Below are 17,644 nucleotides of genomic sequence, written 5' to 3' on the forward strand. Positions count from 1 at the left end.
GGCTTCTCCTTTAGGCAGCGGTTAATTTCTTGTGTAGGTAGCTTCCGAGTTTGCGTGCTCCAAAGTTAAAAATCAAGATAAAGATGAGGAGCACGGCGGCAGAACCAGCAGATACAATGGTAGCATCAGGAATGGTTCCTTCACTATTGACTTTCCAAATGTGGACCGCCAAGGTTTCTGCTTGACGGAAGATCGAGATAGGGCTAGTAACACTGAGGATATTCCAGTTAGACCAGTCAAGGGCTGGAGCAGATTGTCCTGCCGTATAGATAAGAGCGGCGGCCTCACCAAAGATACGGCCAGATGCCAAGACAACACCCGTTACGATACCTGGTAGGGCTTCCGGAATAACAACATGAACAATTGTCTCCCAACGAGAAATCCCAAGAGCCAAGCCAGCCTCACGCTGTGTATGGTGAACGTGTCTCAAACTATCTTCGACATTCCGAGTCATCTGAGGCAGGTTAAAGACCGTTAAGGCCAAGGCACCAGAAATAATGGAAAATCCATACTCAAACTGGACTACAAAGATTAAGTAACCAAAGAGACCTACAACGACTGACGGTAGAGAAGACAAAATCTCAATACAGGTACGAATAAAATTGGTCACAGGTCCTTTTTTTGCATATTCAGCTAGGAAAATCCCAGCCCCCATAGATAATGGTACAGAGATAATCAGGGTAATAACCAGAAGGAAGAAGGAATTATAAAGCTGAATCCCGATACCTCCGCCAGCTTGATAGGAGGAAGATTTCCCAGTCAAGAAGGACCAAGAGATGTGTGGTAACCCTCTCACCAAGATATATAGAATCAAGGACGCCAGGATGGTCACGATGATACCCGCGATGGTATAGAGGACAGCTGTTGCAAGTTTATCTAATTTCTTAGCGTGCATAGTTTTTCTTTCCTCTTTCTTTCGTAATCAACTTAATCACACTGTTAAAGGCTAAACTCATCAAGAGCAAGACTAGGGCCAGTGACCAGAGAACGTTATTATCAACCGTTCCCATGACGGTATTTCCGATACCCATAGTCAGTACAGATGTCAACGTCGCAGCTGGTGTTGTTAGCGAGGTTGGGATAACTGCTGAGTTTCCGACAACCATCTGAATAGCAAGGGCTTCACCGAAGGCACGCGCCATCCCAAAGACCACTGCAGTGAAAATACCTGAACGTGCTGCTTTCAAGGTCACACGCCAGATAGTTTGCCAACGAGTGGCTCCCATAGCTAAACTAGCTTCACGGTAATGCCGAGGAACAGCACGCAAGCTGTCTGTTGTCATAAAGGTTACAGTTGGTAGGATCATGACAAAGAGAACGAAAATACCTGACAAGATCCCAAAACCAGTTCCACCAAAGATGCTACGAACAAAAGGCACCACAACTTGCAAACCAATAAATCCATAGACGACTGAAGGAATACCGACGAGAAGTTCAATGGCTGGTTGCAAGATTTTTGCACCCTTTGGTGAGACTTCTGTCATAAATACTGCAGCTCCGATAGCGAAAGGAGTTGCGATGAGGGCTGATAAAATCGTCACAATAAAGGAACCCAAAATCATCGGAAGGGCACCAAATTGTTTTCCCGAAGGATTCCAAGTTTGTCCAAAGAGGAAATCAAAGATGTTCACTCCATTAACAAAGAAAGTCGACAAGCCTTTTTGCGCTACAAAAATCAAAATCATGGCCACAATGATAACAATCAAAGAAAGGCAAGTGAAGGTCAATCCTTTACCGAACTTCTCAAGACGAGAGTTCTTTGAAGGAGAGAGTAATTTTTTAGATAATTCTTCTTGATTCATTATTGACCTCCTTCTACTGCTGTAACGGTACCTGAAGCATCCTTTTGGACTTTCATTTCATTGATAGAGATATAGCCCATTCCCTTAACAATTCCATTTTGAGCTTCATCTGAGAGGACGAAATTCAGGAATTCAGCAGCTAACTCATTTGGCTGACCAAGTGTATACATATGTTCATAAGACCACAAAGGCCAGTTATTGGTCGTTACATTTTCAGTTGTCGGCTCATAGCTATTGAGCTTCATGGTCTTGACCGAGTCATCCACATAGGCAAAGGCAAGATAAGAAATGGCTCCAGGAGTTTGGGAGACAATCGACTTAACCATCCCATTGGAATCCTGTTCTTGGCTCTGCATAGCAGCTTGACCATTCATTACGACATTGTCAAAGGTTGCTCGCGAACCAGAACTTGCTGCACGGTTGATAATCGAAATAGCTAAGTCTTTGCCACCAACCTCTTTCCAGTTAGTCACTTCACCAGTGAAGATTTTACGAAGTTGCTCGGTTGAGAGATTTTCAACATCTACTTCCTTGTTCACAATCACTGCTAGACCAGCTACTGCAACCTTATGGTCCACAAGCGCTGAAGCGTCAATACCATCTTTTTCCTCAGCAAAAACGTCAGAGTTGCCTATATCAACCGCTCCTGACTGCACTTGAGAAAGTCCTGTTCCCGAACCACCACCTTGAACGTTGACTGTTTTTCCGATATTTTTTGAACCAAATTCGTCTGCTGCGGCTTCGACCAGAGGCTGAAGGGCAGTTGAACCAACGGCTGTCATGGTTTCTCCACGATCAATCCAGCTTGCACATCCCACTAGAGAAGCTGCAAGCAAAAGTGTCGCAAGAGATAGGACGAGCTTTTTTCTTTTTTTCACTGTTTTTCTCCTTGAACATAATGATGAATGTTCTGATTTCTTTCAGTTCCTATCATGTCAATCAGTGATGATGAGATTTGGTTTACGATTTATAGACTGGAAGCCCCTTGAGGACCAGTCAGTTCATCACATAATATAAGTAAAAATGAAAGACTATCAGAAAAAACTCATACTTCCAATATAACATAGAAAATCTTCTTTGACTAGCTTTTTCACTTGAATCTGAGGCCTTTTGGATAATAATTTTTCAAAACATTTCCAGTAACTTTTGCAAAGCCCAGACCGTTTCCATGAACCAGAACTTGATACCAGCCATTTGGTAGACTTTCAGCTAGCTGAACTGTTTCCCCAGCCACATATTTTACAAAGTCCTCATCATTGATTTCGACCCTTTGTTTTACTTGGCTTGGTTTCAAGGCTAATCCCAGAGCAAAGCTTGGTTCGAAGCGTTTCTTCTTAAAAGTCCCCAGATGAAGTCCATTTCGGGCAATTTTAAGTTTCCCTAGATCAGGTAGCATCTCTGGCAAGAGATAGAGTTGGTCTCCAAAAGTTTGTAGAAGGCCAGTTAGTGTTACTTTGAGATGTTTTTGGGCAAATTCTTGCCACAAGTTCTGCTGTTCGCGACTGAGATTGATCTTGCTGGCTTTGAATTTGGGTGCTGGATTTTCTCCCTTAAACTGCAAATGGGCAACAAACTGACCTTCTCCCTTAAAATGATGAGGGTACATCCGAGCCGTTTCAGGAAGATCAATTCCTGCTACCATACCATTCACATGCTCAACTGGAAGCAGTTCAAAATCATAAGCATCTAGTAGCCAGCGAACGATCTCTTCGTTTTCCTCTGGCGCCCAGGTACAGGTTGAATAAACAAGACGGCCACCTTTTGCTAGCATAGTGACTGCATCTTCTAAAATCTCTCTTTGGAGACTGGCACATTGGCTCGGATAGTCGAGGTTCCAATAGTCCATGGCATCTGGTTGTTTACGGAACATCCCTTCACCCGAGCAAGGAGCATCAAGGACAATCACATCAAAATAGCCTTTAAACACCTTAGCTAAGCGGTCCGCAGACTCATTGGTCACGACTACGTTTGTAGCTCCAAACCGTTCCATGTTTTCCACTAAAATCTTAGCCCGCTTGCTTGAAATTTCGTTGGAAACAAGGACACCCTGATTAGCCAGGTAAGCTGCCAATTGAGTGGATTTCCCACCTGGTGCTGCCGCCAAGTCCAATACCTTCATACCAGGAAGGGGCTGAGCTATCTGGGCCACCATTTGGGCTGCAGGCTCTTGCGAATAAACGAAACCTGTCACATGCTCTGGAGACTTTCCAGAGACCTTACCATAATGCCCCCAAGGTGTATGGGGAATGGCATCAGCAAACGATAACTGACTTTCTTTTAAGGGATTGACCCGAAAAGCCGAAACTGCTTCCTGTTTAAAAGAGGCAAGAAAATCTCTTGCCTCATCTTCTAGTATCGCTTCATATTTTTCAACAAATCCTTCTGGAAATTGCATTTAATTTTCTTTCCTTTCATAAATGTAGGACTGAATCTCTTCTTGCATATCGCTTGGCACAAACATGACTGGCTGGCGTGTTTTAAAATCAGCAGGCTCACCTGATACCGTAAGAAGGCGATAACCCAGACTTTCCCCTAAGATACTGGCCGCAGCGTAATCCCATGGCTGCAAGTAGGTAATATAAGTCAGAAGACGACCCGATAAAACCTTGGCAAAACTAATGGCCGCACTACCATAAACACGGACTCCCAACGCTGCTCGACCCAAATCTGCCAAGCCCCACTCATTGGTTTCAAACATAGCTGAGTTACCAGCCACTAAAAATTCTCTAAGAGGCTTCTTTTTAAAAGTCGGTAAGAGCTCATTATTACGATAGGGAGGAAAAGCACCACCACCATGGTAACAATCCCCTTTCATGACATCATAAATGATACCAAATTTCCCAACCCCATTTTCAAAATAGGCCAACATAACTGCAAAATCTTCCTGCTGGGCAACAAAGTTATTGGTACCGTCAATGGGATCAATCACCCAAACGGAACCTTGACCGGCTGCAGCACGTAAACAGCCCTCTTCCGCGCAAATCAAGTCTTCTGGATAAGATGCCAAAATTCTCTGAACTAAGAGATCCTGAACCTCCTTATCCAAACGCGTCACCAAGTCTGTAGGGGAAGACTTTCGCTCAACCTGCAAATCTTCTTGCATGTGGGCCAAAATGTACTCAGCAGCTTCCTGCACAATCTGTTTAGCAAATTCAAATTTAGTTTCCAAGAGAAATCTTCCCTTCTCTTTTTTCTTTTGCTAATTGAACTGCATGATAGAAGGAATAACCGCTAGCCGTCTCAAATTCGCGACCTAGGCGCTTTTCTTCACTTTTGCTCGGGACCACAGACTTAAATTCCTTATAGGAATCTAGCAGTTTTTTAGCTTCTACCTTGTCTTCATAGGCAGCTTCAACATCATTAAAAAAAGAAAGCACTGAAGCAAGTTCTTCAGTGCTCCACGACAAATCTAGTGGGTAACTATACTGTTTGTTCATCTATCCAATACCAGCTCTCAATGTTGCTTCTTTCAATTCTTGTTTACGGTAACTACGAGGGAGAAAAGCACGAATCTCATCTTCATTAAAACCGATCTGCATACGTTTGGTGTCTATAATAATTGGGCGACGCAAAAGACTAGGATATTGCTCAATCAACTGAAGCAACTCCGATACCGAAATACTCTCTACATCAATATCCAATTTTTGAAAAATTTTTGAACGAGTTGAAATGATGTCATCAGTACCATTTTCGGTCAAGGAAAGAATGTGTTGTAATTCTTTTCTTGTTAAAGGACTGGTCATAATATTGTGCTCCTCAAAAGGAACTTTATGCGTCTCTAACCAGGCCTTTGCCTTACGACATGATGTACAGCTCGGTGATAAAAATAGTGTAATCATGCTTTTCTCTTCTTTATCTATACTTTGCTATTCTTATTATACAAAAAAATAAAGCGCTTGACTAGCAATTTCTAGAAAAAAGCATATTTTTTTCTAGAAAAATAGACTGTATGCGAACGAATTACTCAATTCCAATGAAGTTAATTCACTCCTTGTAAGAATTTTTAACTTCATCTCTGTTTTATCAATGCAACACATTAAAGTATTCTACGACTTTTCAAATAAAGAAAACCAAAGAAACTTTCATAGAGTCCAAAGAAGAGAAGGAAAGCATGGAGGAAGAAGGCCTCTGGTAAAATCAAAATAACGGGATCCTTTGCGGGATCAAAAAGCCAGGTATCGTCTCCCACAAAGAGAATCTGATGGAAGAGAGTAAAGAATTGCTCAAAACCAATCAACACTCCTACAAAGCCGATGACCAGAGGCAATAACACTAGAGCCAGGATACTTTTACGATATAGGGGCAAAAAGCCTTTTTTTACAATTTTTCTAACAAAGAAATAGAAACTTGGTAATGTCACTAGGGCAACTAGCTGAACCAAGTGGAAGAGATTCTTCACCACCGCAAAGTGGTGTAGACCTGCCGCTGATGAACGAAAATCCGGCATCTCTAAGACCTGACTAAAGGGATTGGTCAGATAATTCATCAAGATATGAAAGTTGTACTGAATGGTTTCGGGCTTTAGATAGACTCGATCCGCTAAGTTCAGCCACTGAATCTCCATGGGATAGAAAATCCAAGCCAGATAAATGGTTAAGAGAATAGAAAGGGAGAGGAGAAAGAGCATACTTCCCCAAAAGGTCAGTTTAGTTTTCATCAAAATTCCACTCCGCAAGGCTAGAAACCACATGAGTTGGTGCAATCGGCAAGTCCGCCACTTCTTCTGCCTTGGTAAAACCTGTCGTCACCAAGAGCGTTGGAATGCCATTGTCAATCCCTGCTCGGATATCTGTCAGGTAGTTGTCCCCAACCATGAGCAATTCTTCTCTTTTCAAACCTAAGTGTTCAACCGCCTTGTCCATGATGATAGCATTTGGTTTCCCAATATAAACTGGTTTTACTCGTGTTGCTACTTCAAGAAGTGTAATTAGTGAACCAGCACCTGGCAAAAGACCACGCTCCGTCGGGATATTGAGGTCAGGGTTGGTTCCGATAAAGTGGGCACCCTTTTGGATGGCAAGAGTTGCCGTAGCAAATTTTTCATAGTCTACTTGCCAGTCCAGTCCAACTACCACATAGGCTGGACTTTCCTTGTCTTCCACATAACCAGCAGCCTGAATGGCATCCTTGAGCCCAGCTTCGCCGATGACATAGACTGTCTTTTCTAGTCCCAAGTCATTCATATAGTCGATGGTTGCCAAAGTCGCTGTGTAAACCGTCGATAGAGGCGTGTTGATATTAAAATTCTGAGCCAACATCTCTTGAACGCTCTCAGGAGTACGAGTTGTATTGTTGGTTACAAAGAGATAAGGAATTTCTCGCTTTTGCAACTCATGAACAAAAGCCTCTCCTGCCGGGATTCGGTCTTTCCCCTTGTAAATGGTTCCGTCTAAATCAATTAAATAACCTTTATAAGCCATATCGCCCTTTCTAATTGCCTTCAATTTCTTGCCACGTAATCATAGCTTGGGCATTGATCTCGCCATCACTGATAATCTCATGCTTGCTTTCTAGCCCCTTGAGTTCATAAGCTGAAGCAATCATGCCACCTGGTCGCACTTCTTTGACATATTTGAGATTGATTTTCTTTGGAATATACTTGGTCAAAAAGTCTGCTCCCATAACCTCAAAAATCCAATCCAGGTATTTACTGTTATTAACATGACCATTCATATCCAAGTCGTAAAAACGAACATGGTAGTCTTTACTGATCGAGTTTTCTAGATTTGCATACTTTGGCCCACGGATGAGTTTTTTATCAAACTCAGACTGGTAAGGAGCAACAATTTCCGGTTCGACAGCATGGACTTTACGACTGTCTCTGTCCATGAGAACAAAGGTTGCTACCATGCGAATGATTTCTTGACCTGCTTCATCATAGATAGTGAAACGGCGGTAGCAAAAAAGACGATTGTAAGTCAATGCTTCCGTTTCGATCGTAATCTCTTCAGCAAAGCGAGGCAAGCGAACTACGTCGATATCATAGTCTGTGATAATCCAGACTAGGTTATAACGCTCCAACATATCCTTGTCGCTAACACCTATCTCGATTGATTGCATCCCTGATACTTGCAAGGACAGTAAAATCACATCTGGAAGTTTGATATGACCGTTCATGTCTGCCATATCAAAAGGAATTTTCATTTTCATTTGATAAGTTAAGCCCATTGTTCTACTCCAAAATAAATCGTTCTGCTACAGTGTCTCCCAAGAAGAGACCTCTCTTTGTCATTCGGACACGATCACCGTCGATCTGCATGAGTCCTTGTTGAACCAAGTCTCTGATGATTTCGCCATAAAGTCCATCAAAGGACCGTCCAAATTTTTCCTCAAATAGTGCCATGGAAACCCCAGATTTCTTGCGGAGTCCCAGAAACATTTCTTCTTCCATCTGCTCCCTTTGACTCAGGTGTTCTTCTGTTATCCGAGCATTTCCTGCCTCTACCGCACTGAGATAGTGGCGGATAGGACCGTGGTTTTTATAACGTACCCCGTTCACATAACCTGAAGCACCCGCACCGATACCATAATACTCGGCATTGTCCCAGTACATGAGATTGTGGCGACTTTCAAATCCGGGTTTAGAGAAATTGGAAATCTCATAATGCTCAAAACCAGCTCGCTCAAGCTCTGCGATGATGTACTCAAACATCTCAGCTTCAAGTTCCTCCTTAGGCAAAGGCAATTTCCCACGTCTCATGCGGTTCATAAAGACCGTATGATTCTCCAAAATCAAGCTATAAAGGCTCATATGAGGAATATCAAGCGAGATAGCCTTAGCTACATTGTCCTTGACCTGAGCCATAGTTTGACCAGGTAGAGCATAGATTAGATCGATGGAGATATTATCAAAACCAGCGAGTTTGAGGCGGTCGATATTTTCATAAATATCCTTTTCTAAATGACTACGCCCAATCTTTTTCAGCATTTTGTCATCAAAAGTCTGCACACCTAAGGAAACACGATTAACTGGCGACTGTTTCAAAACCGCAATTTTATCCGCGTCCAAGTCGCCTGGATTAGCCTCAATGGTTAATTCTTCCAAAACTGACAAATCCAAGTTCTTAGTCAAGCCATCCAGGAGCACTTCTAATTGCGAAGCGGACAAAGCCGTTGGCGTCCCACCTCCAATGTAGAGAGTTCGTAACTTTTGGATATCATAAGAACGAAACTCCTCTAGCAGATGCTCCAGGTAACTATCTACTGGTTGATTCTTGATAAAGACCTTTGAAAAGTCACAATAATAACAAATCTGTGTGCAAAAGGGAATATGCACGTAGGCGGACGTTGGTTTTTTCTGCATAGTATTTATTATACCACAAAGACAGGCTTGCAGATAAAAATCACCATCTCCAAGAACTAGAGATGGTGATACTTTATACTTCAGTAATATTGATGATAATTTCTTCTTGATCTTCAGCGACGTCTGGAGTTGTTGACTGTTCTTGCCATTGCTCCTTGAGATTGTTAAAGGTTTCCTTTGACGCTTCTGTCGCTTGTCGAGCACAGTTTTTAGCTTGGTCAAGGACACTATCAAAAGTAATTTCACCAGATTCTACTTGTTCCTTTGTTTTCAGCACAAAGTCAGTTGCCTGTTCCTTCACTTCTGTTAGTTTTTCACAAACCTGTTCTCTAGCATATTCTGGATCTTCTCTCAAATCATCCAGAAAATCCTGAGCTTGACTACAAACTTGCTTGCCCTTGTCACTGGTTAAGAACAAAGCAAGAGCTGCGCCTGAAACTGTTCCTAAAAGGATAGAGGATAGTTTTCCCATAAGATTTCTCCTTTTTTATTTTTTGAAAAATTTACTTGCGACACGAAGAGCGGACAAGCCTGCACCTGTTTTAATGGTCTTTGAACCAGCAGATGAGGCTTTTTTACCCAAGACACGCGCATGTTGATTGAGGTCAGATACTGACTCAGACAAGTCCGCCACAGCTGTAAAAAGTGGATCAATCGTCGCAACTTTGATATTGATATCGTCTGCTAACACATTGACCTTAGCCAACAATTCATTGGTCTGATGCAAGGTAACGTTCACATCTGAGCTCAATGTTTTGATGGTTTTCTCTGTCTCATCAATCATACGACCTGCTTTTTGAATCGTGATTGTCAAATAGACTAAACAGACAATCAAAGCAATCGCAACAAGTATATATGCAACTTCTAACATTTATTTTTCCTCCTCTGTATGATAGAAAGGGGCTTTCTTTCGATTTTGATAAAGTATGATAAAAATACCGAGTCCGATAAGGATAACTGATAACCATTGGGAAACTCGCAGACCAAAGAACATGAGACTATCCGTCCGCATCCCTTCGATAATCATACGACCAAAGCCATACCAAATCAAGTAGAAAGCAGTGATCTGACCACGTCTGATTCCCTTTAATCTTCGTCTAAAAATCAAAATCAAAGCAAAACCGATCAGATTCCAAACCGACTCATATAAGAAGGTCGGCTGACGGTAGCTACCATCAATGTACATCTGGTCACGGATAAAGCCTGGCAAATAATCCAGACTATCTACTGCTGCACCGTAGGCTTCTTGGTTAAAGAAATTTCCCCAGCGCCCTAAACTCTGGGCAACCATGACGCTCGGTGCTGCAATATCTAAGAAATCCCAAGTATTGATCAGCTTTCTATCTGCAAAGATATAAAGGACAATAGCCCCCGCTATCAAACCTCCATAAATCGCCAAACCACCATTCCAGATAGCGATGATTTCACCTGGGTTTTGAAGATAATAATCTAAGCGAAAGAGTACGTAGTATAATCTAGCACCTAAAATAGCTACCGGAAAAGCAATCAGGATAAAATCCAAAATATCATCTGATAGAATTTTCTTTTTAGGAGCTTCTTTCATAGCAAGGTAGACAGCCAAGACCAAGCCTGCAACAATACACAGGGCATACCAACGAATGGAAAAAGGACCGATTTCAAATGCAACTGGATTAATCATCTTTCACCTCATTTTTGGAGATGAGATTAGTCAAGCGTTCTTCAAATAAACGCGTCGCATCAAATCCCATTTCTTTAGCGCGATAGTTCATGGCTGCCGCCTCAATAACAACAGAGATATTGCGTCCTGTTTTTACTGGAATGCGGATACGCGGAATCGTTACACCAGAAACTTCGAGTTCTTCAGCATTGTTTCCTAGACGATCAAAGGTCTTATGGGTATCGTAATTTTCCAAGTAAACAGCCAACTGAACTTGTGAAGAATCTTTTACAGCACTTGCTCCGTAGAGACTCATCACGTCAATAATACCCACTCCACGAATCTCAAGCAAATGCTTCAAAATTTCAGCGGGCTCTCCCCAAAGGGTCATTTCATCCTTGGCAAAGATATCTACACGATCGTCTGCTACCAAACGGTGTCCACGTTTCACAAGCTCAAGACCCGTCTCGCTCTTACCGATACCACTATCCCCTTGGATCAAGACGCCCATGCCATAGATGTCCATCAAGACACCATGCACGCTCGTACGCTCAGCCAAACGGGAATCAAGGTAGCTAGATAACTCTCCAGATAAACGACTGGTTGATGTTCGACTGGTTAAAATCGCAATCTTACATTCCCTAGCAGCTTTCAACATTTCTTCTGGCACTACCAAGCCACGAGCAACGATGACAGCAGGTGTTTCAGGTAGAAACATTTTCTTCAGAACTTGATAACGGTTATGGGCAGGCATAGCGACCAAATAAGACCACTCCTTCATCCCTAACAGTTGAATCCGTTCTGGAGTATAGTAATCAAAATAGCCCGTCATTTCAAGACCGGGTCTCATAATGTCCGCAGTGTTGATTTCTTTTTCAAGCAATTCTCCTTCACCATAGACAATATCTAGTCTGAGCTTTTCAATTACTTCTCTTACTAAAACCGACATAATTTCCTCCTTCAATCGAGTTCTCCTTACTATTATATCAAATTGTAGTTGGAAGTTTCCTTTTTTTGCAGGATTTACAGTATTTATTTAAAAATAAAAAGACTAGATTTCTCTAGCCTTTCATTTCTAATTAGAATTTTTTACGTTTACGAGCTGCTTCTGATTTACGTTTACGTTTTACAGAAGGTTTTTCATAGAATTCACGTTTGCGTGTTTCTTGAAGAGTACCAGCTTTAGTAACCGCACGTTTGAAACGACGAAGTGCATCGTCAAGAGATTCATTCTTACGTACTACTGTTTTAGACATTTTTTTCACTCCCTTCAAGTTCAAGATCTATTCTATTCTACACGTAAAATGAATAAATGTCAAGGGAAAAACTGCCATAAACTTATATTATCTTCCCTTTTCTTTTTAAAAGAGATAACGTATTAGAATAGATGTCATAATAGCGAAAAAAATTATTTTAATCCTGTTCAGAAACAACTTTTATTTCTTTATCATTTACAATAACAGCTTGTGAATTGTTCATTCGCATTAAGTCGAGCTGATTTTTATAGGTTTCAAAGGTCTTCTTGCTACTATCAGTAAAAGGCTCCTCACCATAATGTGGAAGGATGTAAAACTCCACTTCATCCAATCCCGTTGTATCTGATAACTCTTTCGCTACCGTCTTGTCATCCATGAGCTTATTGTAGTCAATATCCTTGGAGGTAATGATAGCCCCTGCTGATTCTCCCACATAGATCAGCCCATCTCTTATTTGTTCTTTGATAAGAGATAGGAGTTGTTTTTTCTTTAATTCTTGCAACAAATAAAAGGTATTTCCACCTGAGATATAAAGAATCTTGCTTTGGAAAATCTTTGCCTGCGCGGTTTCTCTATCACAAGAAGCAATATCCAGAACCTCTATCTCAAAGCCTAAATCTCTGAATGTTTGCTGAGCCTCATCGATATAGGCAGTATAATCCTCTTTATTCCCAGCGGTAGGAATAAATAAAACCTTATTTTCTAGATTCTTTTCCTTTGCATAATCGCTAAAAAGCTTTTTGACACCAGCAAAGTATGAACATAAAAATAATTGTTTCATGATTGTACCTCCATTAATGTTTAACAATTTTATAAAGGATCCACGATCCCTTTCTTTGACTAGTTACGAGCTCAAACCCTATTAGCAACAAGAATCTTCTAAATGCTTCTTCGCTTTGGATCTCTGGTAAAAAGTAAGACAACTTGTTATATTCACAAGCCAGTAAGAGTAGCCCGTCTGATTTGAGTATTCTTCGAAGTTCCATAAAAGAAGCCTCTAGGTCCCGCCAATGAAAATGAGTTTGAAAGGCTGTGATTAAATCAACACTTTCATCAGAAAAGCCTGTCTCCCTAACGTCCCTTCGTTCAAAATTTAGATTAGTCATCTCTACCTGTTTGGCTTGAGCTATTGCAGTATCTGAAATATCGATTCCAGTTATGGTACTTTGCGGAAAAGTTTCTTTCAGCAGGATGGTTGAACGACCATTCCCAACTCCTACATCTAAGATTGCAGGGTAAAATGTCCTATCCAGATGACGAATTGCCCATACAAACATGGGGAGATAGGTTTGATTCCACAATTTCATCATTCGTTTTCCTAGAAAGCCCGAAGGATTCTTTGATTGCTGAATGAGACGAGAAAACAGTAACATTAAAAGTAAAAAACAAATAAAACCGATTATATAAATCAAAGTTCGAGTCTCCCCTGTATAGCTATATTATACCACTTTAGCAGGATAGTGAACATTTGAAGTAAAAAACCACTCACTCCAAAGAGCAAGTGGTTCTTGTAATTTTTATTTTTCAAGTAAGCTGAGCGCTGCTGCATCTGCGATAATAGTCACATCAGGGTGGTTTTGGAGGCTACTTGCTGGTAGACTTTCAGTTACTGGGCCTGATACTGTTCCAGCGATGGCTTCTGCTTTTGACTCACCATAAGCAAAGAGAATAATTGACTTGGCATCTAAGATATTTTTAATCCCCATTGAAATGGCTTGAGTTGGAACGTCTTCAATCTTGTCAAAGAAGCGAGCATTGGCTTCGATAGTAGATTGATCAAGTTCTACTAGATGCGTTTGACTGTCAAATGGAGTGCCTGGTTCGTTAAAGCCGATATGTCCATTGCGACCGATTCCTAAAATTTGGAGATCAACTGGATGATCAGCCAAAATTTGGTTGTAGCGTTCCACTTCAGCTTCAGCATTGTCCTTAATCCCACGGGGTAAGAAGCTTTCTTTAAATGGTTTTTGGTTGAATAAGTGTTCTTGCATAAAGTAACGGTAAGACTGTGGATTGTCCCCATCAAGCCCTACATACTCATCGAGGTTTACACTGGTTAGATTTGAAAAATCAAGGTCACTCTCAACGATTTCCTTGTAAAATTCAAGCGGGCTACTTCCTGTCGCAAGTCCTAGAGTCTGAGCACCATTGGCCAATTTTTCCTTCAAAATCTCAAAAGCTACTTTTCCACCTTCGACTTGATTTTCAACTTTTATAACTTTCATTTTATATCCTCCATATTTCTATATTTATTATATGGTATAGACCAATTTTTGTCAAGTGAAAACGATTTAATTTCCAAAAAAAGAGCGTCCAAACTTGAAACGTGTTATAATGGATAAGATTAGAACTTAGAAAGAATGAACAGATATATGAATACAGCTGATTTTGATTTCCACTTGCCAGAGGAATTGATTGCCCAAACGCCCCTTGAAAAACGAGATGCCTCCAAACTCCTCATCGTAAACCGAGAAACGGGAGAATTTCAGGATAAGCACTTCCACTCCATTATCGATATGCTGGAACCTGGAGATGCTCTTGTCATGAACGACACCCGTGTTCTCCCTGCCCGCCTCTATGGTCAAAAAGAGGAGACAGGAGGCCATGTGGAACTTCTCCTTCTCAAAAATACTGCTGGTGATGAGTGGGAAGTCCTAGCCAAACCTGCCAAACGCCTCAAGGTCGGTACTCGTGTCAGCTTTGGTGATGGTCGTCTCAGCGCTATCGTTACGGAGGAATTGACACACGGTGGCCGCATTGTCCGCTTTGAATACCAAGGAATTTTCCTAGAAGTTTTGGAAAGTCTAGGTGAAATGCCATTACCGCCTTATATCCATGAAAAACTAGATGACCGTGAACGCTATCAAACGGTCTACGCTAAGGAAAGTGGCTCTGCTGCTGCACCGACTGCTGGACTGCACTTCACCAAAGAACTGCTAGCAGAAATCCAAGCCAAGGGTGTCCATCTAGTCTATCTCACTCTGCACGTCGGACTCGGAACTTTCCGACCCGTTTCTGTTGACAATCTGGACGAACACGAAATGCACTCCGAATTCTACCAACTTTCTGAGGAAGCAGCTGCCACCCTTCGCTCTGTTAAGGAAAATGGAGGTCGCGTCATCGCTGTAGGAACCACTTCTATCCGCACACTGGAAACCATCGGTTCCAAGTTTAATGGGCAAATCCAAGCAGATTCTGGTTGGACCAATATCTTTATCAAACCTGGTTACGAATGGAAGGTCGTGGATGCTTTTTCAACCAACTTCCACCTGCCCAAATCAACCCTCGTCATGTTGGTTTCTGCCTTTGCAGGCCGTGAATTAGTCTTAGATGCTTACCACCATGCTATTCAAGAACGCTACCGTTTCTTCAGTTTCGGTGATGCCATGTTTATCTATTAAAAATAGCTCCGTCATTTCTTTAGGAAATTTTATTCCTAAGAGATGACGGGGCTATTTCTGTTTAAAGTGTAATTTCTGGGGACTCAGAAGTTAAATGAATCAGTTTGCCTTGAACACCAAAGTAGTCTTTTACCAAGTCCTGTAATTCTTCCATGGCAGCCCGAGCACGTCTTGCCTGTTCTGCATTAATCGCTTCAATCACTAAGACAGCATCTTTTGTCGCTTCTGTCAGCATGGTTCTCTGCGCCTCTCTCCAGTTGAGACAGCGACAAACCGCTCCCTCATCATCATAATAGATCAGCTCTTCTGGAAGTGCAGGAGCATCGTTTTCAGCTCCTAGTGGAAAGAAAGGTTCTCCTCCCTTGGCCTGACCAAGATGAAGATTGCCTACAATCTTGTTCACATCTTCGCCACCACAGGGAACAGCATAAGATAGAGAGACACTATTATAGATGTCTACTAAGGGATTGATGGGATTAAACTCTCTTCCCTGACTGACCCTTTTAAGCAGAGCTTCTATAGAAGAGCGTGCTCCCTTTTTCGTTTTGAACTTGCTGAAAGCCTGACGCCATTCTTGAATGACATCATTCTGAGTAAAATTCTCATCCGAAATGAAATCCTCAGCTCGTTTAGCTCCCTTATCTAGCAAGGTTTTGAAATAGGGATCCTTGCTTTCATCAACTGTATTATCTAATCCCTTTACTACTAAAACGCTAATCTGTGCTTCTGGAAACAAGCTCCAAAATTCATTTTCAACGATAACTTTCATCTTTCACCTCTTATTATAAATAATTTCTTTTCTGGCCTTTTTTGACCATATCCCAATCACTTGTAATATTTTTTCTAACCCGAATTAGTAGTCTTTCCAGTTCCCTGGCCTCTTCCCTAGAAAATCCTTTTAGGGCAGAATTCTCTGAATAGTGATGTTCAGCAAGGATAAAAGGATAAAGTGCCTCTCCTTTTTCAGTGACAAACCACTCTTTATTTTTCCGATTTGTACTGGTCATTCCTTGTTTTATTAACCCCTTTTCTTCCAGTTTTTTTACTGAACGAGCAACTGTCGAACGGTCAACCTTTAGTAAATCCGACAAGGCTTCTTGAATGATTCCTGGATTCTCCTTGATTCGTACTAAATAAAGGTATTGGCCACGAGCTAGTTCAATATCACGAAACTCAATATTAGCAATAGAATCTAGGGCACGAGCTATAATTCCGATTTCGCGTAATAACGACATGTTTCCTCCTCTCGCATCTATGATGATAGAATAGCACATTTTTGTTGCATTTGCAACAAAAAGACACTTTGAAAACAAAGCGTCTTTTTTTATTCTTCATTTTTTAAAAAGAATGTGTTATCACGAAACTTTGGATCCTTCAAACTCTGTACACTAGCATTGATAACTGCTCCGATAATCAGAATCTTTGCGATGAGAATAAACCAGAACATCATCACCACCACGATAATGGAGCTGAAAAATCGGACGTCGACTAGATGGTTGACATAGTTATTGAAATAGACAGAAAAGATATTCAAAAGAAAGACAAGAGTCAGCAAAACAAAGATACTACCAGGAAAAACGTAGCGAATACGAGGGACTCTAACATTTGGAAGGAAATAGTAAAGCATGACCAAGATGGCAAAGAGCAAGGCATAAATCAAAGGGCCTGTGAAGTCCTGTAGGTAATCAAAGAAAGGACTGTCTGATTGCCAGTAAGTTTTGAGCAGGTTGAGCAACATACGCCCAAACATACTCAAAAATAAGGCTAGGGCAAAAAGAATTTGCAAGCCAAAGCTGACGAGTAAACTCATCAATTGATGGGAGATAATGCCTCGGCTCTTGGCCACTCCATAGGCCTTATTAAAAGCTTTTTGGAGGAAATCCATTGATTTCGAGAAGGTCCAAAGGGCAGACAAGACTGCAAAACTCAGCAAACCAGTCGATGGTTGAGTCAAGACTTCTCGGGCAATCTTTGCGACCACATCATAGACCGTATCCGGCACAAATTCCTTGATGGTGAGCAAAAAATTTGAAATCGGAATTTGAAAATAGGGCAAAATATTGACCACTATCATCAGCAAGGGGAAGATTGAAACCAACCAATAGTAGGCAACCGCAACACTGGTCAGTTCACTATCGGAATTTTGATAGAAATGTAAAAAAGCTTTCAACAAGGGCCGTTCCATCAGCTCTTTCCACCACTTTTTCATGTTGCAATCCTCCTAATACAAGTTGATTTTCTAA

The 17,644-nt window shown here is 41.4% G+C and carries 23 protein-coding genes; 1 reads left to right on the forward strand and 22 read right to left on the reverse strand.

From position 1 onward, the window contains the following. Positions 1 to 10: 10 nt before the first annotated feature. From pstA to K1I53_RS03010, 19 genes are all read right to left on the reverse strand, one after another. Positions 11 to 895 carry a phosphate ABC transporter permease PstA gene (pstA, locus tag K1I53_RS02920; protein ID WP_223328184.1) on the reverse strand — a complete coding sequence of 295 codons (885 nt, stop codon included), beginning with the start codon at positions 893 to 895 and terminating at the stop codon, positions 11 to 13. Continuing rightward, positions 885 to 1,802: a phosphate ABC transporter permease subunit PstC gene (gene pstC, locus K1I53_RS02925; RefSeq protein WP_001070950.1), complete on the reverse strand. Its 918-nt coding sequence runs from the start codon at positions 1,800 to 1,802 to the stop codon at positions 885 to 887. The genes pstA and pstC overlap by 11 nt, the downstream gene beginning before the upstream one ends. Continuing rightward, positions 1,802 to 2,680 carry a phosphate ABC transporter substrate-binding protein PstS gene (locus K1I53_RS02930; protein ID WP_223328186.1) on the reverse strand — a complete coding sequence of 293 codons (879 nt, stop codon included), beginning with the start codon at positions 2,678 to 2,680 and terminating at the stop codon, positions 1,802 to 1,804. The genes pstC and K1I53_RS02930 overlap by 1 nt, the downstream gene beginning before the upstream one ends. 212 nt (positions 2,681 to 2,892) lie before the next feature. Further along, positions 2,893 to 4,197 carry an RsmF rRNA methyltransferase first C-terminal domain-containing protein gene (locus tag K1I53_RS02935; protein ID WP_223328188.1) on the reverse strand — a complete coding sequence of 435 codons (1,305 nt, stop codon included), beginning with the start codon at positions 4,195 to 4,197 and terminating at the stop codon, positions 2,893 to 2,895. Beyond that, entirely contained in the window at positions 4,198 to 4,971 is a 774-nt protein-coding gene (locus tag K1I53_RS02940; RefSeq protein WP_223328190.1) for an inositol monophosphatase family protein, read from the reverse strand. Continuing rightward, positions 4,961 to 5,239 (reverse strand): UPF0223 family protein, encoded by a 279-nt coding sequence (locus K1I53_RS02945; protein ID WP_001041959.1) that lies wholly within the window; start codon positions 5,237 to 5,239, stop codon positions 4,961 to 4,963. The genes K1I53_RS02940 and K1I53_RS02945 overlap by 11 nt, the downstream gene beginning before the upstream one ends. Next, on the reverse strand, positions 5,240 to 5,641 hold the full coding sequence (locus K1I53_RS02950) for a Spx/MgsR family RNA polymerase-binding regulatory protein (protein ID WP_004246303.1): 402 nt from the start codon (positions 5,639 to 5,641) through the stop codon (positions 5,240 to 5,242). It lies immediately after the preceding gene. 197 nt (positions 5,642 to 5,838) lie between these two features. Beyond that, entirely contained in the window at positions 5,839 to 6,459 is a 621-nt protein-coding gene (locus K1I53_RS02955) for a TIGR01906 family membrane protein (protein ID WP_223328192.1), read from the reverse strand. After that, entirely contained in the window at positions 6,449 to 7,222 is a 774-nt protein-coding gene (locus tag K1I53_RS02960; RefSeq protein ID WP_223328193.1) for a TIGR01457 family HAD-type hydrolase, read from the reverse strand. The genes K1I53_RS02955 and K1I53_RS02960 overlap by 11 nt, the downstream gene beginning before the upstream one ends. 10 nt (positions 7,223 to 7,232) lie before the next feature. Beyond that, complete coding sequence (locus tag K1I53_RS02965; RefSeq protein ID WP_223328195.1) at positions 7,233 to 7,970, reverse strand: acyl-[acyl-carrier-protein] thioesterase; 738 nt, start codon at positions 7,968 to 7,970, stop codon at positions 7,233 to 7,235. Positions 7,971 to 7,974: 4 nt separating this feature from the next. Further along, positions 7,975 to 9,105, reverse strand: coding sequence for a radical SAM family heme chaperone HemW (gene hemW, locus K1I53_RS02970; RefSeq protein WP_223328197.1), 1,131 nt, complete (start codon positions 9,103 to 9,105; stop codon positions 7,975 to 7,977). 73 nt (positions 9,106 to 9,178) lie between these two features. After that, positions 9,179 to 9,577 carry a YtxH domain-containing protein gene (locus tag K1I53_RS02975; RefSeq protein ID WP_223328200.1) on the reverse strand — a complete coding sequence of 133 codons (399 nt, stop codon included), beginning with the start codon at positions 9,575 to 9,577 and terminating at the stop codon, positions 9,179 to 9,181. A 15-nt stretch (positions 9,578 to 9,592) separates the two neighbouring features. Further along, positions 9,593 to 9,976, reverse strand: coding sequence for a DUF948 domain-containing protein (locus K1I53_RS02980; RefSeq protein ID WP_009730340.1), 384 nt, complete (start codon positions 9,974 to 9,976; stop codon positions 9,593 to 9,595). Beyond that, positions 9,977 to 10,765, reverse strand: a complete 789-nt coding sequence (gene lgt, locus K1I53_RS02985; RefSeq protein WP_223328202.1) for a prolipoprotein diacylglyceryl transferase — start codon at positions 10,763 to 10,765, stop codon at positions 9,977 to 9,979. Next, positions 10,758 to 11,693: an HPr(Ser) kinase/phosphatase gene (hprK, locus tag K1I53_RS02990; protein WP_038805477.1), complete on the reverse strand. Its 936-nt coding sequence runs from the start codon at positions 11,691 to 11,693 to the stop codon at positions 10,758 to 10,760. The genes lgt and hprK overlap by 8 nt, the downstream gene beginning before the upstream one ends. A 130-nt stretch (positions 11,694 to 11,823) precedes the next feature. Then, positions 11,824 to 12,000, reverse strand: coding sequence for a 30S ribosomal protein S21 (gene rpsU / locus K1I53_RS02995; protein WP_000048054.1), 177 nt, complete (start codon positions 11,998 to 12,000; stop codon positions 11,824 to 11,826). Between the two features lie 157 nt (positions 12,001 to 12,157). Further along, on the reverse strand, positions 12,158 to 12,781 hold the full coding sequence (locus K1I53_RS03000) for a Type 1 glutamine amidotransferase-like domain-containing protein (protein WP_223328203.1): 624 nt from the start codon (positions 12,779 to 12,781) through the stop codon (positions 12,158 to 12,160). 13 nt (positions 12,782 to 12,794) lie between these two features. Beyond that, positions 12,795 to 13,412, reverse strand: coding sequence for a class I SAM-dependent methyltransferase (locus tag K1I53_RS03005; RefSeq protein WP_223328204.1), 618 nt, complete (start codon positions 13,410 to 13,412; stop codon positions 12,795 to 12,797). A gap of 105 nt (positions 13,413 to 13,517) precedes the next feature. After that, complete coding sequence (locus K1I53_RS03010; RefSeq protein ID WP_000864605.1) at positions 13,518 to 14,225, reverse strand: glucosamine-6-phosphate deaminase; 708 nt, start codon at positions 14,223 to 14,225, stop codon at positions 13,518 to 13,520. Positions 14,226 to 14,372: 147 nt separating this feature from the next. Between K1I53_RS03010 and queA the strand changes: the two genes are divergently transcribed. After that, positions 14,373 to 15,401, forward strand: coding sequence for a tRNA preQ1(34) S-adenosylmethionine ribosyltransferase-isomerase QueA (gene queA / locus K1I53_RS03015; RefSeq protein ID WP_025170825.1), 1,029 nt, complete (start codon positions 14,373 to 14,375; stop codon positions 15,399 to 15,401). A 61-nt stretch (positions 15,402 to 15,462) separates the two neighbouring features. On the opposite strand, the gene K1I53_RS03020 is transcribed toward queA, so the two are convergent. The 3 genes from K1I53_RS03020 to K1I53_RS03030 form a co-directional block, all read right to left on the reverse strand. Next, on the reverse strand, positions 15,463 to 16,170 hold the full coding sequence (locus tag K1I53_RS03020) for a B3/B4 domain-containing protein (RefSeq protein ID WP_223328212.1): 708 nt from the start codon (positions 16,168 to 16,170) through the stop codon (positions 15,463 to 15,465). Positions 16,171 to 16,183: 13 nt separating this feature from the next. Continuing rightward, complete coding sequence (locus K1I53_RS03025; RefSeq protein WP_223328215.1) at positions 16,184 to 16,636, reverse strand: MarR family winged helix-turn-helix transcriptional regulator; 453 nt, start codon at positions 16,634 to 16,636, stop codon at positions 16,184 to 16,186. 89 nt (positions 16,637 to 16,725) lie between these two features. Continuing rightward, on the reverse strand, positions 16,726 to 17,610 hold the full coding sequence (locus K1I53_RS03030; RefSeq protein ID WP_223328216.1) for a YihY/virulence factor BrkB family protein: 885 nt from the start codon (positions 17,608 to 17,610) through the stop codon (positions 16,726 to 16,728). Positions 17,611 to 17,644 lie beyond the last annotated feature (34 nt).

Origin of the sequence: Streptococcus oralis, from assembly GCF_019929365.1 — a bacterium.
GTDB lineage: Bacteria > Bacillota > Bacilli > Lactobacillales > Streptococcaceae > Streptococcus > Streptococcus oralis_BT.

Coding starts and splice junctions, on each gene's coding strand:
- pstA (WP_223328184.1), bottom strand. CDS start 895: ATGCACGCTAAGAAATTAGATAAACTTGCAACAGCTGTCCTCTATACC.
- K1I53_RS02955 (WP_223328192.1), bottom strand. CDS start 6,459: ATGAAAACTAAACTGACCTTTTGGGGAAGTATGCTCTTTCTCCTCTCC.
- rpsU (WP_000048054.1), bottom strand. CDS start 12,000: ATGTCTAAAACAGTAGTACGTAAGAATGAATCTCTTGACGATGCACTT.
- K1I53_RS02960 (WP_223328193.1), bottom strand. CDS start 7,222: ATGGCTTATAAAGGTTATTTAATTGATTTAGACGGAACCATTTACAAG.
- pstC (WP_001070950.1), bottom strand. CDS start 1,802: ATGAATCAAGAAGAATTATCTAAAAAATTACTCTCTCCTTCAAAGAAC.
- K1I53_RS02975 (WP_223328200.1), bottom strand. CDS start 9,577: ATGGGAAAACTATCCTCTATCCTTTTAGGAACAGTTTCAGGCGCAGCT.
- K1I53_RS03020 (WP_223328212.1), bottom strand. CDS start 16,170: ATGAAAGTTATCGTTGAAAATGAATTTTGGAGCTTGTTTCCAGAAGCA.
- K1I53_RS02950 (WP_004246303.1), bottom strand. CDS start 5,641: ATGATTACACTATTTTTATCACCGAGCTGTACATCATGTCGTAAGGCA.
- K1I53_RS03025 (WP_223328215.1), bottom strand. CDS start 16,636: ATGTCGTTATTACGCGAAATCGGAATTATAGCTCGTGCCCTAGATTCT.
- K1I53_RS03000 (WP_223328203.1), bottom strand. CDS start 12,781: ATGAAACAATTATTTTTATGTTCATACTTTGCTGGTGTCAAAAAGCTT.
- queA (WP_025170825.1), top strand. CDS start 14,373: ATGAATACAGCTGATTTTGATTTCCACTTGCCAGAGGAATTGATTGCC.
- K1I53_RS03030 (WP_223328216.1), bottom strand. CDS start 17,610: ATGAAAAAGTGGTGGAAAGAGCTGATGGAACGGCCCTTGTTGAAAGCT.
- hprK (WP_038805477.1), bottom strand. CDS start 11,693: ATGTCGGTTTTAGTAAGAGAAGTAATTGAAAAGCTCAGACTAGATATT.
- lgt (WP_223328202.1), bottom strand. CDS start 10,765: ATGATTAATCCAGTTGCATTTGAAATCGGTCCTTTTTCCATTCGTTGG.
- K1I53_RS02980 (WP_009730340.1), bottom strand. CDS start 9,976: ATGTTAGAAGTTGCATATATACTTGTTGCGATTGCTTTGATTGTCTGT.
- K1I53_RS02945 (WP_001041959.1), bottom strand. CDS start 5,239: ATGAACAAACAGTATAGTTACCCACTAGATTTGTCGTGGAGCACTGAA.
- hemW (WP_223328197.1), bottom strand. CDS start 9,105: ATGCAGAAAAAACCAACGTCCGCCTACGTGCATATTCCCTTTTGCACA.
- K1I53_RS03010 (WP_000864605.1), bottom strand. CDS start 14,225: ATGAAAGTTATAAAAGTTGAAAATCAAGTCGAAGGTGGAAAAGTAGCT.
- K1I53_RS02935 (WP_223328188.1), bottom strand. CDS start 4,197: ATGCAATTTCCAGAAGGATTTGTTGAAAAATATGAAGCGATACTAGAA.
- K1I53_RS02965 (WP_223328195.1), bottom strand. CDS start 7,970: ATGGGCTTAACTTATCAAATGAAAATGAAAATTCCTTTTGATATGGCA.